Source organism: Arthrobacter sp. 2RAF22, from assembly GCF_052115325.1.
GTDB lineage: Bacteria > Actinomycetota > Actinomycetes > Actinomycetales > Micrococcaceae > Arthrobacter.
This window is the reverse complement of the sequence record NZ_JBFRGL010000006.1, coordinates 15,892-31,376: the sequence shown is the minus strand read 5'-3', so window position 1 is coordinate 31,376 and position 15,485 is coordinate 15,892. Positions and strand designations below refer to the sequence as shown.

The 15,485-nt window shown below is 64.6% G+C and carries 14 protein-coding genes; 5 read left to right on the top strand and 9 right to left on the bottom strand.

Annotated elements, in window-relative coordinates; all coding sequences use genetic code 11:
- The first annotated feature begins 9 nt into the window (after positions 1–9).
- A complete protein-coding gene (locus tag AB4068_RS07045; RefSeq protein ID WP_441433006.1) occupies positions 10–708 on the top strand; it encodes a ThuA domain-containing protein in 699 nt (232 codons plus the stop codon).
- Positions 693–1,814: a Gfo/Idh/MocA family protein gene (locus tag AB4068_RS07040; RefSeq protein WP_306964523.1), complete on the top strand. Its 1,122-nt coding sequence runs from the start codon at positions 693–695 to the stop codon at positions 1,812–1,814. Before AB4068_RS07045 ends, AB4068_RS07040 begins: the two co-directional genes overlap by 16 nt.
- Here the strand turns inward: AB4068_RS07040 and AB4068_RS07035 are convergent.
- The 4 genes from AB4068_RS07035 to xylA all read right to left on the bottom strand — a co-directional run bounded on the left by AB4068_RS07035 (position 1,796) and on the right by xylA (position 6,870).
- Positions 1,796–2,992, bottom strand: coding sequence for an ROK family transcriptional regulator (locus AB4068_RS07035; protein ID WP_059388774.1), 1,197 nt, complete (start codon positions 2,990–2,992; stop codon positions 1,796–1,798). The genes AB4068_RS07040 and AB4068_RS07035 overlap by 19 nt on opposite strands.
- Before the next feature lie 66 nt (positions 2,993–3,058).
- On the bottom strand, positions 3,059–4,198 hold the full coding sequence (locus AB4068_RS07030; protein ID WP_441433005.1) for a Gfo/Idh/MocA family protein: 1,140 nt from the start codon (positions 4,196–4,198) through the stop codon (positions 3,059–3,061).
- Positions 4,173–5,675 carry a xylulokinase gene (gene xylB / locus AB4068_RS07025; RefSeq protein WP_441433004.1) on the bottom strand — a complete coding sequence of 501 codons (1,503 nt, stop codon included), beginning with the start codon at positions 5,673–5,675 and terminating at the stop codon, positions 4,173–4,175. Before xylB ends, AB4068_RS07030 begins: the two co-directional genes overlap by 26 nt.
- A gap of 4 nt (positions 5,676–5,679) precedes the next feature.
- Positions 5,680–6,870: a xylose isomerase gene (gene xylA / locus AB4068_RS07020; protein ID WP_441433003.1), complete on the bottom strand. Its 1,191-nt coding sequence runs from the start codon at positions 6,868–6,870 to the stop codon at positions 5,680–5,682.
- Positions 6,871–7,075: 205 nt separating this feature from the next.
- On the opposite strand from xylA, the gene AB4068_RS07015 reads away from it, so the two are divergent.
- The 3 genes from AB4068_RS07015 to AB4068_RS07005 are packed head-to-tail and all read left to right on the top strand — an operon-like array spanning position 7,076 to position 10,515.
- Positions 7,076–8,341 (top strand): FAD-binding protein, encoded by a 1,266-nt coding sequence (locus AB4068_RS07015; protein ID WP_441433002.1) that lies wholly within the window; start codon positions 7,076–7,078, stop codon positions 8,339–8,341.
- A gap of 10 nt (positions 8,342–8,351) precedes the next feature.
- Positions 8,352–9,578 (top strand): ROK family protein, encoded by a 1,227-nt coding sequence (locus AB4068_RS07010; protein ID WP_307053175.1) that lies wholly within the window; start codon positions 8,352–8,354, stop codon positions 9,576–9,578.
- Entirely contained in the window at positions 9,568–10,515 is a 948-nt protein-coding gene (locus AB4068_RS07005) for an aldose 1-epimerase family protein (protein WP_441433001.1), read from the top strand. The genes AB4068_RS07010 and AB4068_RS07005 overlap by 11 nt, the downstream gene beginning before the upstream one ends.
- Positions 10,516–10,533: 18 nt before the next feature.
- Here AB4068_RS07005 and AB4068_RS07000 read toward each other — a convergent pair whose 3' ends face one another.
- The 5 genes from AB4068_RS07000 to AB4068_RS06980 all read right to left on the bottom strand — a co-directional run bounded on the left by AB4068_RS07000 (position 10,534) and on the right by AB4068_RS06980 (position 15,219).
- Positions 10,534–11,721, bottom strand: coding sequence for a 4-hydroxybenzoate 3-monooxygenase (locus AB4068_RS07000; RefSeq protein WP_441433000.1), 1,188 nt, complete (start codon positions 11,719–11,721; stop codon positions 10,534–10,536).
- Positions 11,722–11,834: 113 nt separating this feature from the next.
- Positions 11,835–12,587 carry an IclR family transcriptional regulator gene (locus AB4068_RS06995; RefSeq protein WP_332602918.1) on the bottom strand — a complete coding sequence of 251 codons (753 nt, stop codon included), beginning with the start codon at positions 12,585–12,587 and terminating at the stop codon, positions 11,835–11,837.
- A 48-nt stretch (positions 12,588–12,635) separates the two neighbouring features.
- Positions 12,636–13,070 (bottom strand): hypothetical protein, encoded by a 435-nt coding sequence (locus AB4068_RS06990; protein WP_441432999.1) that lies wholly within the window; start codon positions 13,068–13,070, stop codon positions 12,636–12,638.
- 235 nt (positions 13,071–13,305) lie between these two features.
- Positions 13,306–14,076, bottom strand: a complete 771-nt coding sequence (locus AB4068_RS06985) for a GAF and ANTAR domain-containing protein (protein WP_284988978.1) — start codon at positions 14,074–14,076, stop codon at positions 13,306–13,308.
- A gap of 93 nt (positions 14,077–14,169) precedes the next feature.
- Positions 14,170–15,219 (bottom strand): FUSC family protein, encoded by a 1,050-nt coding sequence (locus AB4068_RS06980; protein ID WP_441433052.1) that lies wholly within the window; start codon positions 15,217–15,219, stop codon positions 14,170–14,172.
- Positions 15,220–15,485 lie beyond the last annotated feature (266 nt).

Below are 15,485 nucleotides of genomic sequence, written 5' to 3'. Positions count from 1 at the left end.
AAGGAAACCATGACTGACAAGAAGACCGCCCTGGTGGTCCGTGGCGGCTGGGATGGCCACCAGCCATTCGAAGCCACAGAACTCTTTATCCCCTTCCTCAAGGAGAACGGCTACGACGTCCGCGTGGAGGAATCCCCCAAGGTATATGCCGATTCGGCATATATGGCCGGCGTGGACCTGATCGTGCAATGCATGACCATGTCCACCATCGAGAAGGACGAATTCGAGGGGCTCCGTACCGCCGTCGAAAACGGCACGGGACTTGCCGGCTGGCACGGCGGCATCGCCGATTCCTACCGGAACAACTCGGACTACCTGCACATGATCGGCGGCCAGTTCGCCTGCCACCCCGGCAAACATCCCGACGAACGCATCGGCGAACAGTCGGACAACTACGTGCCGTACAGCGTCAACATGCTCCCGGCTGCCGCGAGCCACCCCATCACCCAGGGAATCGGCGACTTCGAGCTGGTCACCGAGCAGTACTGGGTCCTGTCTGACGACTACATCGACGTCCTCGCCACCACCACCCAGAAGGTCCGCGACTGGGACCAATGGAACCGGGAGGTCACCTCCCCTGCGATCTGGACCCGGCAGTGGGCCGAAGGACGGATCTTCGTCTGCACCCCGGGACACCGCGTGGAAATCCTCCAGGACAGCAACGTCCGCACCATCATCGAAAGGGGCATGCTGTGGGCAAGCCGCTAAGAGTAGGCATCATCGGCTGTGGCGCCATCATCGCCCAGTACCTCAAGAACTTCCGCCGGCTGGACGACATTGACCTGGTAGCCGTCGCGGACCTCGATCCCGCGCGCGCACAAGCGGTCGCGGATTCTTACGACGGCGTCCGCGCGGTGACCGTCGACGAGCTCCTGGCGGCGGACGACGTCGAGCTCGTACTCAACCTCACCATTCCGGCCGCGCATGCGCCGATCGCATTGAGGGCCATCGCCGCCGGCAAGAGTGTCTATGGTGAGAAGCCGCTCGCTGCGACAACCGCCGAGGCACGGCAAGTGCTCGACGCGGCGCGGGAGGCCGGCGTCGTGGTCGGCTGCGCGCCGGATACGGTGCTCGGCACCGGGATCCAGACTGCCCGCAAAGCGATCGACGACGGCCTGATCGGTGCGCCGATCTCGGCCACGGCAACCATGGTGACACCGGGACACGAGCGCTGGCATCCCAACCCGGACTTCTACTACCAGCCCGGCGGCGGACCGCTGCTGGACATGGGTCCCTACTACGTGAGCGCCCTGGTCACGCTATTGGGCCCGGTGGTCTCGGTCATTGGTGCCGCAAGCCACACACGGGACACGCGCACCATTGGTTCAGGACCGCGGGAGGGCGAGGTGATTCCGGTGACCATCGATTCGCACGTGACCGGGGTCCTGGTCCACGCCTCCGGCGCCCTGTCCACGCTGGTGATGAGCTTCGACGCGGTGAAGACCAAGTCGGCCAACATCGAGATCCACGGTTCGGCGGGATCTCTTGTTGTTCCTGATCCGAACCACTTCGACGGCGACGTCCAGCTCTTTACGCTTGGCGCCGACTCCTGGCAGACCCTTCCGATCTCGGCGGGCTACATCGATTCGGGCAGGGGCTTCGGCATCGCCGACCTCGCCGCAACCCCGGCCGGGGTCGAACCACGTGCTGGCGGCCAATTGGCGTTCCATGCGCTTGAGGTCATGGAATCTGTGCTGGCATCTGCCCACAGTGGCTCAGCGGTCTCGATCGAAAGCACGGTTGCGCGGCCGGCCCTCGTGGAACTGACCGCCTTGGCGGCCCCGCTCGCGGAAGTTCAGGGAATCAGTTCGTAGGCCTGGCTCAATATTCTCCGGACTGCGGTTGCTGCGGCGCCCCTGAGGGCCCCCGTCTGCCCCAGTCCGGAGAACGCCAGGTTTCCTTCCGGGATCAGTCCCGGTGCGTGGTGGTCCAAGCTCCGGCGCAGCGCAGGAGCGATCCACTCCTCGAGTACGGCGAAATGACCGCCGAGCACGACGGCGGAAATGTTCGCCACCCGCGCCGTCGAGGCTATCGCGATTCCTAGGTAGTGCCCGGCCTGTTCCACCGCTGAAACCGCGCTCCAATCTCCGTCGGCAAGGCGGCTCAGCAGGTATTCCATGTGCTTTGTAGCCACATCCTGATGTATTCCGGCTGCAGAATATATGGCGTCTTGGCCCGCGAACGTCTCAAGGCAACCGTGACCGCCGCAGGCGCACAACGGGCCGTCGGGATGCACCACCACATGCCCGATCTCACCGGCATGGCCGTGCGGGCCGGCGAAAAGCCGGGAATCTATGACCAGCCCTCCACCGACGCCCACTTCGCCGGAAATGTAGAGGAAGTCAGGGAAGCGGTCGCCGTGGCCAAACCAGAGTTCCGCGAGCGCGGCGCCATTGGCCTCGTTGGAGAGGGTCACTCCGAAGGGGGCTGCGGGCAGGAGCCTGGGCAGCTCTTCGGAGAGTCCGACGTCGGCCCAGCCCAGGTTCGGCGCGGCCAGCACCACGTTGCGTTCCGTATCCACCAAGCCGGGCACGGTCAATTCCCCACCAAGAAGTTCGACGCCGTCGCCGGCCGCCTGTGTTGCCGCCCGCTGCGCCATGGCGACGAGGAGCGGCAGGATGTCGGAGGGCAGGCTTCCGCGGTTATGCCTTTCGACCGTTTCGTGGAAGGCCAGTTCCCCTGCGAAGTCCAGGACTCCCACCGCGAGGTAGTCCACATTGATTTCCGCGGCCAAAGCGCCGCGGGCCGGATTGAGGACGAGACCGGTTCCGGGCCGTCCGCGTTCGCCGTCTCGGGTGATACTTGTTTCCCGCACCAGGCCGGATTCAAGCAAGTCGGTGACGATGCTCGAAACGGATGCTTTCGTGAGACCGCTTTCCGCGGCAAGCTGGGCACGCGTGGCCCCGCTGTTCCCCTGTATCCCGGCGAGGACGAGCGCAAGGTTCTGCCTGCGGACATCGCCCACTCTTCCCGGCGACGGCGTGGCGGGCATGTTTCCTCCAGGATCCTGTTTTGACTGCGTGACTTACATCATCATTCAGGGATCGGAGGTTGCTGGCTATTTGGACCGTGCCGTGCTGCGCTGGTCACTTGCCGAGGTGCTGCCCTGCCCCTGGTCCCCCGGGTAGCTGATTCCCGCTAGCCTGCGTGCTTCATCCAGCAGGGACATGGTGGTCAGGGTATCCGCCAACGGCATCGTGGGGCACTCGAGCAGGCCCAGCTGCAGGCAACGAATCACTTCGCGCAACTGGTAGGTGTAGCCATGGCCGACCGGGGTGAATTTCTCCTGCCGTTGCTCGCCGGAGCTGGAGGTGATGGTCAACTCCGTCGGATTGAATAGCGGTGCGTTGGATCGGAGCATCCCCTTCGTGCCGCATACGGTGGCCGTTTGGGGGGTGGCCGAGGTCAAGGAGGTCATGGCCTGGACCTGCGCCCCGGAAGGATAGGACAGTGTCAGTGCGGTCTCGGAATCCACTCCGCCGTCAGTCAGATGCGCCGTGGCCGTCAACGATTCCGGGCGTCCTAGGCTGATCAGCGCCCATGTCAGGGGATAGACACCAACGTCCATCAGGGCGCCTCCCCCGTCGTCGCGCCTCCACAGCCGGGATTCTGGATTGCACGGCGCCGGAAACCCGAGGTCAGCTTGCAGCCACCGGATCTCACCGAGTTCGCCGGATGCGATGATTTCCGCCGCCCGTTGCACGCTGGGCAGGAACCGGGTCCACACTGCTTCCATCAGGAACAGGCTTTTCTCCCGGGCCAGCCGAACCAGGACCTCTGCTTCACGGGCGTTGATGGTCAGCGGCTTCTCGCACAACACGTGCTTCCCCGCTTCGAGGGCCGCCTTCGCCGCCGAGAAATGACTCGTGTGAGGGGTTGCCACATACACGACGTCCACCGCGGGATCCTGGAGGAGCCGCTGGTACCCCGGAAGCCCGCCGTCGTCGCCGTAGGCGCTCTGGAAGCCGTGCTCGGAAGCAAACGCGTCCGCGTTTTCCTGGGTCCGGGAACTGACGGACTGCAAAACGGCGTCGGGAAGGAGCGCGAGATCGCTGACGACCGTGGAGGCGATCCGTCCGGCGGAAATGACTCCCCACCGGACGGGACTGCCCGATGCGGGCACCGGATCCTGGTTCAGGGAATCAAGAAGCGGTGTCCTGACGAGCAGCGATTCAGTTGGCGGCGTCAACGCGGGCACTGACCTTCCTGTAGTTCTGCCCGATCGAATCCCGGAAATCCGGCTCGGGTGTGGCGTCGAGGGCCACGGGCCAATCCGGGCGGTAGCCTGCGAGCGCCCACGCCGCCTGCACGGCTGAACCGCGGGCAACGTATTCGCCCGGGCTCGGAATCACGACAGGCAGGTCGAATACCTGAGCCGCTATCCGTTGCACGGCAGGATTCTTTACCGCGCCCCCGATCAACTGCAACCGTTCCGCACGGACACCCTGGTCACGCAGCGCGTCCAGGCCTCCGGCGAGTCCACACAGCATGCCTTCGATGGCGGCCCGGGCGATATTCGGCCGGGTGGTGGAGGCGATGCTGAGGCCGTGGAAGCTGGCCTTCGCGTGAGGCAGATTGGGAGTCCGTTCCCCTTCGAAATACGGCACCAGCACCACGCCTCCCGAGCCAGGCTCAGCTTCAAGGGCGAGCCTGGACAGCCCGTCGAAGTCGACGCCGAGCACTGCGGCTACCGAGCTGAGCACGCGGGCGGCGTTCAAGGTCACTGCGATGGGCAAATACTCGCCGCTCGCATCGGCGAAGCCCGCCACGGTCCCGCTCGCATCATGTCCGGGTGAAGAGTCGACGGCGAACACGGTGCCGCTGGTGCCCACGGACACGACGACGTCGCCGGGTTTGGCTCCGAGCCCAAGCGCGGCGGCGGCATTGTCCCCCGCCCCGACGCCGAGCAGGATCCCGCCGCCCAACGCTTCGCTTGCGCCACGGCCCCCGAAACACGCCGGGTGCACGCGGCCCGCGGTTTCGCCCGGACCTAGCACCCGGGGAAGAACGACGACGCCGGGCGCCGCCGTCGTCGTCCCGCCCGAGGCTTCCCGGGCGTCCTGGCCGAACGCCAGTTTGAACAAATCCAGATCGTAGCGTCCGGTCAGCGGGCTCCAATAGCCGGTGCCGCTGGCGTCCGAACGGTCAGTGGTGAGTTCGTCCAGGTCCGGCCCCAGCGGGCTGGAGCCCGCCGGACCGTAACCGCGGAGACGCCACGTGAGCCAGTCGTGGGGGAGCGCGACGGCGGCCACCCGAGCCATGCTTTCGGGTTCGTGGTCCCTAATCCAGCGGATTTTCGTGATCGTGAACGAAGCCACCGGAACCAGGCCGGTCCGCCGGGCGAAGTCCTCCGCCCCCACTTCGGCGGTGAGATCTTCCGCCGAGCCGGCCGAGCGAGTGTCATTCCACAGCAGCGCCGGCCGCACCACATTGCCCTCGAGGTCCAGCAGCACCATCCCGTGCTGCTGGCCCCCTACGGACAGTGCGCTGACATCGGCCAGGCCGCCGGCGTCGCCGAACGCTTCGGACAGCGCCCGCCACCACTCGTCCGGATGGACTTCCGTTCCCTCCGGGTGGCTCGCGCGGCCCGCACGCACGAGCGCACCGCTTTCCGCGTCCAAGACCACCACTTTGCAGCTTTGGGTAGAGGAATCAACCCCGGCAACCAGTGTCATGAGGTCAGCGCGCTCCGAGGAGGTGCTCGATGAAGAGCTGCTGAAGCTTCACGAACCCAAAGCCCTTGCCGCCGAAGTAGGCATCGGCGTCGAAGTCCTCGTAAGCGGACTTGTCCGCACGCAACTGCTCGTAACCTTCGCCCGGGTTCAGGGTAGGTTCGTTGATTTCTGCCACGCGGGACGCCTGGAGGGCCTCCTGGACCTCGGGGTCGGCGCGGAATGCCTTGGCGCGCTCCTTGAGCAGCAGGTAGGTCTGCATGTTCGCGGCCGCAGAGTCCCACACGCCGTCGATGTCCTCGGTGCGGCTGGGCTTGTAGTCGAAGTGGCGCGGACCGTTGTAGGCGGGGCCGCCGTCGGGACCGCCGTTTTCGAGCAAGTCCACCAAGGAGAAAGCGTTCTGCAGGTCACCGTGGCCGAACACCAGGTCCTGGTCGAACTTGATGCTGCGCTGGCCGTTGAGGTCGATGTGGAAGAGCTTGCCCTGGTACAGGGCCTGGGCGATGCCGTGCGTGAAGTTCAGGCCCGCCATCTGCTCGTGGCCGGTCTCGGGGTTGATGCCCACGAGCTCCGGGCGTTCCAGGGTTTCGATGAAGGCTAGGGCGTGGCCCAGGGTGGGGAGCAGGATGTCGCCGCGGGGTTCGTTCGGCTTCGGTTCAATCGCGAAGCGGATGTTGTACCCCTTGTCCGTGACGTAGTCGCCCAACAGGTTCACGGCCTCGCGGTAACGCTCGAGCGCGCCACGGATGTCCTTGGCGGCGTCGTATTCGCTGCCTTCACGGCCGCCCCACATGACGAACGTTTCGGCGCCGAGTTCTGCGGCGAGATCGATGTTGTCCAGCACCTTGCGCAGGGCAAAGCGGCGGACGCCGCGATCGTTGCTCGTGAAACCGCCGTCCTTGAAGACGGGGTGGCTGAACAGGTTGGTGGTGACCATGGGAACGATCATCCCCGTGGCTTTGAGCGCACCCTGCAAGCGGTCGATTTCGCGTTGGCGATCGGCAGCCGAGCAGCCGAAGGGGAACAGGTCGTTGTCGTGGAAAGTGATGCCGTAGGCGCCAAGGTCGCTGAGTCGGTTGACGGCTTCCACGGTGTCCAGGGGAGGGCGGGTGGCCGAACCGAACTGGTCCTGCGCCTCCCAACCGACGGTCCAAAGACCGAACGAGAACTTGTCTTCACGGGTGGGCTGAATCGTCATTGAGTGCTCCGGGTAGTCGAAAGGGGTTTGTTTCACTATCCAACATATTATGAATTCCTGTGATGTCAACCACGTGAAGCCAACAAAGTTTTTTTCATCCCCTCAAGGAAAAGTCAGGAAAAGACCTGGCGCATGGGCCATTCAGCCGTTATGTTGTTGTGGACATCAAATAAGGCCGTCGAGCCCTCGAACGAAGGATTCAACCGTGACTGATCAGCTGGTGGCGGAACGCAACTGGGCAGGAAACTACAGCTACCAGGCACCGCAACTCGCCCATCCCGCCAGCGCGGAGGAACTGCAAGGTCTCGTGGCAGGCGCCCAGAAGGTCCGTGCGCTTGGCTCCAGGCATTCCTTCAACTCCATCGCGGACACGGCCGGTACCCTCGTGGTGCTGGACCAGCTGGATCCGGGCATCAGCGTGGATGCGGCGAACATGACCGTCACCGTGAGCGGTGGCACGCGGTACGGGACCCTGGCGGCAGAACTCCAGCGCCAAGGCTTCGCCCTTCACAACCTCGCCTCGCTCCCCCACATTTCGGTGGCAGGAGCTGTCTCCACCGCCACGCACGGCTCCGGTGATGCCAACGGCAACCTTGCCAGCGCCGTCGCGGGCCTTGAGCTGGTCACGGCGGACGGCAGCATTCTCAGCGTAGGCCGCGGCGACAAGGATTTCGACGGAATGGTGGTGGGACTCGGCGCACTCGGCATCGTCACCAAATTGACCCTGGACATCCAGCCAACCTTCGACGTCGCCCAGAGCGTGTTCGAAAACCTCAACTGGGACCTCGTCCTGGAAAACTTCGACCAGATAACCTCCTCCGCGTATAGCGTCAGCCTGTTCACCGATTGGAGCGAAGACACCGTGGGCCAGGCGTGGCTCAAGAGGCGCGGCGGCGATGCGGCCGTGGAAACGTCGGATTTCTTCGGCGGCACCCCGGCAACAGAAGCCCGGCACCCCCTTCCCGGCGTGTCAGGCAGCAACTGCACGCAGCAGCTCGGCATGGCCGGGCCGTGGTCCGACCGGCTGGCCCATTTCAGGATGGAATTCACACCGAGCCAAGGCGACGAGTTGCAGAGCGAGTACCTCATCCCCCGTGAACACGCCGTGGACGCCCTCCGCACCATGCGCCGGCTCTCCCACGTCGTGACTCCCCTGCTGCTGGTTGGCGAAATCCGCACGGTGGCCGCCGACCAGCTCTGGCTGAGCGCCAACTACGGCCGCGACGGCATCGGCTTGCACTTCACGTGGCGCCAGGACCAGCCGGCCGTCGAAGCCATCCTGCCGCTGCTTGAGGCGGAACTGGCTCCGTTCGCGGCGAGGCCGCACTGGGGCAAGCTGTTCGACGCCGGTGCTGCCGCCGTCGCGCCCTTGTACCCTCGCTTCAACGACTTCATCGCCCTGGCTGAACGCCTCGATCCGTCCGGAAAGTTCCGCAACGACTTCCTGGACCGAACGGTGTTTGGGAGCTGATATTGTCGCGATGATGCCCTCCCCCACCCGAAATCCCGTCACCGCCAGCGAGCCCGATCCGTCACGGCGAAACAACCTGGCGCTGCTGACCTCCCTTGTCCACCACAACGGTGTACTCAGCCGTGCCCAGCTGACCAAGCGGACGGGCCTGAACCGGTCCACGGTAGGGGCGTTGATAGGGCAACTCGTGAACTTGGAAGTGGTGTATGAGACGGCGCCCTCCGGCGAAGCGCAGGTGGGCAGGCCCAGCCCGATCGTCCATCCCCGGCCGTCCATAGCTGCCCTTGCGGTCAACCCGGAGATCGATGCTGTCACCATCGGTCTTGTGGGCCTCGGGGGGAAGGTCCAGAAGAAGATCCGTTTCGACACCGAGCGGATCCCGACGGCCAAAGAAGCCGTGAACATCGCGGCGGCCGTCATCGAGGGAATGCGGTCGGAGCTCGACACGTCGTACCAGGTCATGGGCGTGGGCATCGCAGTGCCCGGGCTCGTCAACCGCGGCGACGGCGTGGTCCGGCACGCCCCGCATCTGGGCTGGCGCGATGAACCCATAGCCCGAATGCTCGGCGAAGCTACCGGATACCCCTGCCACGCGGCCAACGACGCATCGCTCGGCGCCGAGGGTGAACTCCTTTTCGGCGCCGGCGCGGGCCAAAGGAACCTGATCTTCCTCAACGGTGGCGCCAGCGGCATCGGCGGCGGAATCATCGCTGACGGGGAATTGCTTCGCGGGACATCCGGCTACGCCGGGGAACTTGGACATACCTTTGTCCGCTCGACCGGCAAACCTTGCCATTGCGGGGCCGCAGGCTGCCTCGAGACCGAAGTCTCGCAGTCCTCGCTTTTTGAACTGGCCGGGATCGGCGGTGGGGATGCGGGTGAACTCGAGCAAGCGCTTCGCCGGAACAGCAGCGAAGCGGTGGGCGCCGAAGTGGCACGCCAGCTTGAGTATCTTGGCATCGCCTTGCGGAATGCGGTGAACATTTTCAACCCTGAAGCGATCGTCCTGGATGGCTTCCTCGGCGTCTTGCACGCCCTGTCTCCCGGGACATTGGACAGCTCGCTGCGATCCCAGGCGATGGACGGACCGGCTGGCCAGGTAAAGATCTACCGGGCCGCCCTCGGCTCGGATCTCATGATGATCGGAGCCGCGGAACTGGCCTTCGCACAGTTCCTCGCGGATCCGGCCGGCGCCTTAGCTACGCTTCCTCTTAGCAAGGTCGACTATGTCTACTGACAATTCGCCCATGGGCGAACATTTCGAACTCACGGCCAGCATCGGCGGCCGCATCCAGCGCGCCGTCGTCACGGAAATCGCCGCCAGCCTGCGGGAGCTCGCCGTCGACGGCGTGGCCCTGGTCCAGGACTATCCCGCCGATGCCCAACCGCCATGGTGCTCGGGCTGGGTCCTGGTCCCGTGGCCCAACCGGGTGGCTGGCGGCACATGGAGCGACGACGGCGTCACCCAACAACTCGATATCACCGAACCGGACAACGGCAATGCTTTGCATGGATTGCTGACGCACACTCCATACGGGGTCAGTGCCCGGACCGCTGACAGCATTACGCTCGACGCCGGCATCTCGCCGCAAGCTGGGTACCCCTTCGAGCTGTCGACGTCGGTCCGTTATCAACTCGTGGAGGACGGGCTGCTTGTCACCCACCGCCTGGAAAACACGGGCCACCGGTCCGCGCCCGTCGCGCTCGGCGCCCATCCTTTCCTCCGGCTGGGCAGCGTGCCGACGGACGAACTCACGCTCTATATCAACGCCGCTACCCACATCGAGGTGGACGAACGCCTGAACCCCAGCGGAATCACCACGGACGTCGCCGGAACCACGAACGACTTCCGCACAGGCCAGCTGGTTGGTTCAGTTGACCTCGATGACGCCTGGAGCGATGTCCACCGCGAGGACGACGGAAGCTCGGTGCACTACCTCGAAGCGCCCGACGGCAGCCAAGTCCAAATGTTCATGGATGCCTCCTTCGGCTACGTCCAGGCCTTCACTACCACGGACTTCGCCACCGACGGCGGTATGGTGACCGCCGTCGCGGTTGAACCGATGACTGCGCCCGCCGATGCCTTCAACAGTGGCGAAGGCCTGCGCTGGCTGGAACCCGGGGAGGCCTGGGAGCCCAGCTGGGGCATCCGGTACGTGACGACGCGCGAGTAGCCAGCCGCGCGTCGCCGGCTACTTCCCCGTCGGCCACCCCGTGTACGACTCCGCAAGGTAGGCACGGGCGTGCCGGGACGAGACCACGGAGTGGAGCTCGCCGAGCTGGCGCGCGCGTCCGAAGTCGTCCGATCCAGGAGCGGTGTGCAGCATGGACGTCATCCAGTAGGAGAAGTGCTGGGCTTTCCAGACGCGTTCCAGGGCGCGGTCGCTGTAGGACTCGAGCAGGCCGTTGGAACCGTTCGAGTAGAAGGACTCCAGGCCTTCGAAGAGCACTTTGACGTCGTGCAGGGCCAAATTGAGGCCCTTGGCACCGGTCGGGGGGACGGTGTGTGCGGCGTCGCCGGCCAGGAACAGGTTCCCGTGGCGCATCGGAGTGTGGACGAAGCTGCGGAACGGCAGGACCATCTTCTCCAGGACCGGGCCCTCCTTGAGCTCAAAGCCGTTCCCGTTGACGCGTTTGCGGAATTCGGACCAGATGCGCTCGTCGTCCCAGTCGGTCACGTTTTCTTTGGGGTCGCACTGGAAGTACATGCGCTGCACGTTCTCGGTGCGCTGGCTGATCAGGGCGAAGCCGTTCGCGGAGTTGGCGTAGATCAGTTCGTCCGAGCTGCGCGGGGCCTGGGCGAGGATGCCGAACCAGGCGAAGGGGTATTCGTGGAAGTACCATTTCCGGTTGGCCTCGGGGATCTGGAAGCGGCAGTGGCTGCGGGAACCGTCGGCGCCCACCAGGAAGTCCGCCTGGATCTCGAATTCCTGGCCCTCGGCGTCGGTGTACCAGACTTTCGGCTTGCCTTCGAGGTCATGGACGGTGGTGTCCGTGACGCTGTACCGGACGTCGCCGCCGTCGTCCTTGCGCCGTGCTGCAAGGTCGAGGAAGACGTCCGTCTGCGGGTACAGCCAGACCGATTCCCCCACGAGCTCTTTGAAATCGATCCGGTGGCTTTCGCCGTTGAAGCGCAGTTCGATCCCGTCATGCCTGTCGCCGTCGCGCAGCACGCGGTCCGAAACCCCGCTGTCCACGAGCAGGTTCACGGAGCCGTGTTCCAGGATGCCCGCACGGACCGTTTCGGCGATCTCCTGATGGCTGCGGACCTCGATGACGGTGGATTCGATCCCCGATTTTGCCAGCAGGTGGGAAAGCATGAGGCCGGCCGGGCCGGCGCCCATGATGGCCACTTGGGTGGTGATGATCTTGCGTGCCATGGTGTTCCTCGCTTCATTGCGGAACCGCGCCTAAGGGCCGCGGTGGTTCTGCTGATCAGTGTGACCCCCGCCGCATCGTCGGCGTTAGACGAATTCCGTTCAACGGAAAACCCTTAAGTGTTCCGCTGCTCCCCGAGCTGGCGCCCGATTCCGCGCGCCGCCGTCTGCAGCGCCGGCACCAACGCCTGCAGGCGCATTTCGGCGAGGGGAACCACGACGCCGAGCGCCGCCACCGTGCGCCGCTTGCCGTCCGCGACCGGCACCGCGATTCCCCAAGTGTCCGGATCCACGACGCCCGCGAGCTGCGCGTACCCCTGCTGGGCGGTTTCAGCCAAAAGGTGACGGACGACGTCGGCCGTCACCTTTCCAGCTGGGTCGCTGAACTGTTTGAGGTAATCGGCCTGCTTTTCCCGCGGCTGGCTGGCCATTAACGCCAGCCCGGCCGAAGAAATGTGAACGGGCATCCGGCCGGCAACGCGGGCACGGTTGGCCACGGATCCCCGGCGGGACAGCCGCTCCACGAACAACGCTTCCCAACCATCGAGCACGGCAAGGTTCACGTTCTGGTTCAGGACCTGCTGGATATCCTCCATGAACGGCAGGGCCGCTTGCCGGAGGGCCAAGGTGGGTGAATTCCGGTTGACGAGTTCCCATAACCGCAGGCCCAGGCGGACATCTCCGCCGGCAGCCAGATCCAGGAGACCGTGGTCGGCGAGCTGCCGGACCAGGCGATGGGCACTCGTGAGCGGCAAGCCGGCAGTCTCCGCGAGTTCGGAAAGCCGCAGTGACGTGGATCCTTCGGGGAATGCTTCGATGATCCGGACGATGCGGTCCACGACGGAATCACCGGATGCCGAGTTGGCCACTGCGCTTTCCCCATTTCCCACGGATTCCATTCAATGGTGGGCTCAAGTTTACTGCGGTTCAGCGGGATCCGCAGGGGCATGCTTGGTTTCCCGGCGCGAAATCTCCAAGCCGATCGCGTCGTAGTGCGCCAGCACTACCGGCGAGGCGGATGTACCGGGCTGGTCCAGCAGGCCAAACGCGAAATCGCTGGCAGCAAGAAGTTCTTCATCGGAGCATTTGTCCAGCGGTTGGAGTCCCGCCGCGTCGATTGAGGCTGCGAATTCGCCGGTGATTTCAATCGATTTCGTTCCCGCCGCGGCCCCGAAACCGGGACTGGCAGGCTTGTCCGTGAATTCCAGGGAAACGCCGGATCCGGTGGGCAGGCCAACTTCGGTGGCTCCGCCGTCGATCGCATTGAGGTCGTTGCGGAGTCCCGCTAGTGCCTGCGATTCGACAATCGCGGCGTGCGAAAAGCCGACTCTGATGTGGGAGGTGATGCCCATTCGGCGAATCCGGCGAACAATGTGAACCAGCGCGGAGCGGGAGTCCTGATTCAGGCTCCCCCGCACGTCGATCTCGACAGCGTCGGTGGAAACATCAAACTTTACAAGGGCGTGCAATCTACGGTCCATAGGTACTCCAAAAGAGGCGTCTATGGCCGACGGCTCAACCTCAAGAAGCCTATCCTCCGGAACCCTCGTTGTACACCCCGCGAGTCGACCGACGAGCGGGCCCGCCTCACCCGGCCCGGCTGCGGCCCGGCTCCTGGGCGGGCTCTTCGAAGTGGGTCAGGGTGCCCGCTGCGTCAACGGAGTCCACCAAGGACGTGGCGATATCGCGCAATTTCACGTTGCGATTGCTCGAGGCCTCCGTGAGGATCCGGACAGCGTCCTCCTGGCTGCAGCGGCTTTGTGCCATGACAATTCCAACGGCGATATCGATCACTGTGCGGGACTCCATGGCCGCCCGGAGATTCTTTGCGCTGTCTGCATGGAGGGCGAACCTGATAGCGAGACGCAAGGCCTGCGACACCTCACGGGTATATCCGCGGGCCCGATCAGCAGCCCGTTCGTCGAACTTGTACGGGGCCTCGGAGTACAGGTTGAGCGCTGCTTTGGCCTCTCCCTCCAGATTGAAGGGCAACGACAACACCGACCTCAGTCCGTGCGACGCAACGGCACTCGCATAGTCGGGACCCCAGCGGTTCTCTTCAAGAAGATCCGGGACGTGGACTTCCCTTTCCTCTTCGGCAGCCGTCAAACATGGCCCCTGGGCCAAGGAATACTGGATCTCGTCCACTTCGCGGGCCGCATCACTGCTCCAACCAATCGTGAGTGCCTTCCGCTCGCGCAGCAGCGTGATCCCACAGAGCGCGTCATCGCCGTCGCCCGCCATCTGGTGGGCAGAAAACCGCGCCAGCTCGTTGAGGAATTCCTCGAAGTCGGCACTCTCCAGGATCAGGTTCTGGATTCGGTCGATGGTGGTCAGAGTGTTATCTGCAGGAAGCATGGCGCGTTCTCCCGGTGAATATGCTGATTGGGGCATGTGGAAACAATAAGTCCCTTTACATAAGGTCCCACACGGTCGCCAATTGGGAAACGCCTAGCCGGAAGTGAGTTCCCTGACCCGGGACCATGCCGCAGGCGCCAATACCACCGCGACGCCGACGGCGGCCCCGATCACGGTCTCCACAATGCGGTCCCGCAGCAGGAGCGCGGGCGGAACGTTGGCAACCAGCAAAGTGGAAATGAGCGCGAGCGGTGTGACGAATATCTGCGCCACGAGATATTGGCGCGTAATGAAGAGCTCTGCTCCGAACTGGCATGCGGCAATCACCAACACCATCTGCCATGGCGCCGGACCGAGCCAGAGGATTCCGGCCAACACCAGCAAACCGAGCAATGTCCCCACGATCCTCTGGATTCCCCGTTGCACCCGATGCCGGGTACTGCGCCCAACCAGGGGAACTACTGCCGCCACCATGGCCCAATAGCCGTGTCCGAATCCGAGCCACTGCCCAACCAAAGTAGCAAGCGTTCCGGCTAGCCCGGCAGCCAGGAAGTAGCCCAGGCCTTCCAGCCAAGCTGCCCGGATTTCCTGGGGCAGCAACCGGTCCGCAGCCGGTCGCTTCCATGGTGTCCGGTGGCTCGGGACTACCCGCGCCGACATTCCGATCAGCAACGCCAACACGGCAGTCAAAACCGCCGCCAACATCCCTTCCCAGAGCGGGGGCTGCTGGGGAACGGAGGCGATCGCGGCGAAAGCGAAAATATGGAAGAGCGAACCTGCCGGGCGAAGCCTCCACAGCGCGGTCACCACGGAGCAAAATGCGGCAACCAATGTGGTGCCTAGCGTGAGGATCCACAGGTACGCGTCCGAGCCCTGGCCAACCCGGGCGGTCAGGGTGGCAAGCAGGATGATGCCGAGGAGCAACGAACCGGCACGGAGCTGGCTTCGAAAACGGTGGCTGTGGGGCTCGTTACGGCCGTAGATATTCGTGAACGCCGCAAAGCTGGCGAAGACCACAAGGTCCAGCCGTCCGAACAACACGAGGGTGATCAACGGCAGGAAGACGCCCACCGCGCAGCGCACAGCCGGGTGATGGTCCTTGTTGCCAGGACCGATCCTGAACATCTCTGCCAGGGCGTTCAATGGCTTGCCTGCCTCTTTGCTTCTCTTGAGCGCCGAACTGCTCAACTAATCCCCACCGCCACCCTCGCCTCGCAAGCTCGGCCAGGGAACCCTGGCGGCGTGGGCCCACGACGGCGGCACTGGCATCCGCTACGAGCTTACGCCGGGAGGCTCCAGGCAGCCGGACCGCCTTCCGTTGAATGGTAGGTCGTGAAGCGAAGTAAGACGGCGGCACGTCTTCGATTGATAGTCTCATGTCGGTTGTTACCAGCCGGGCCGGGGCGATT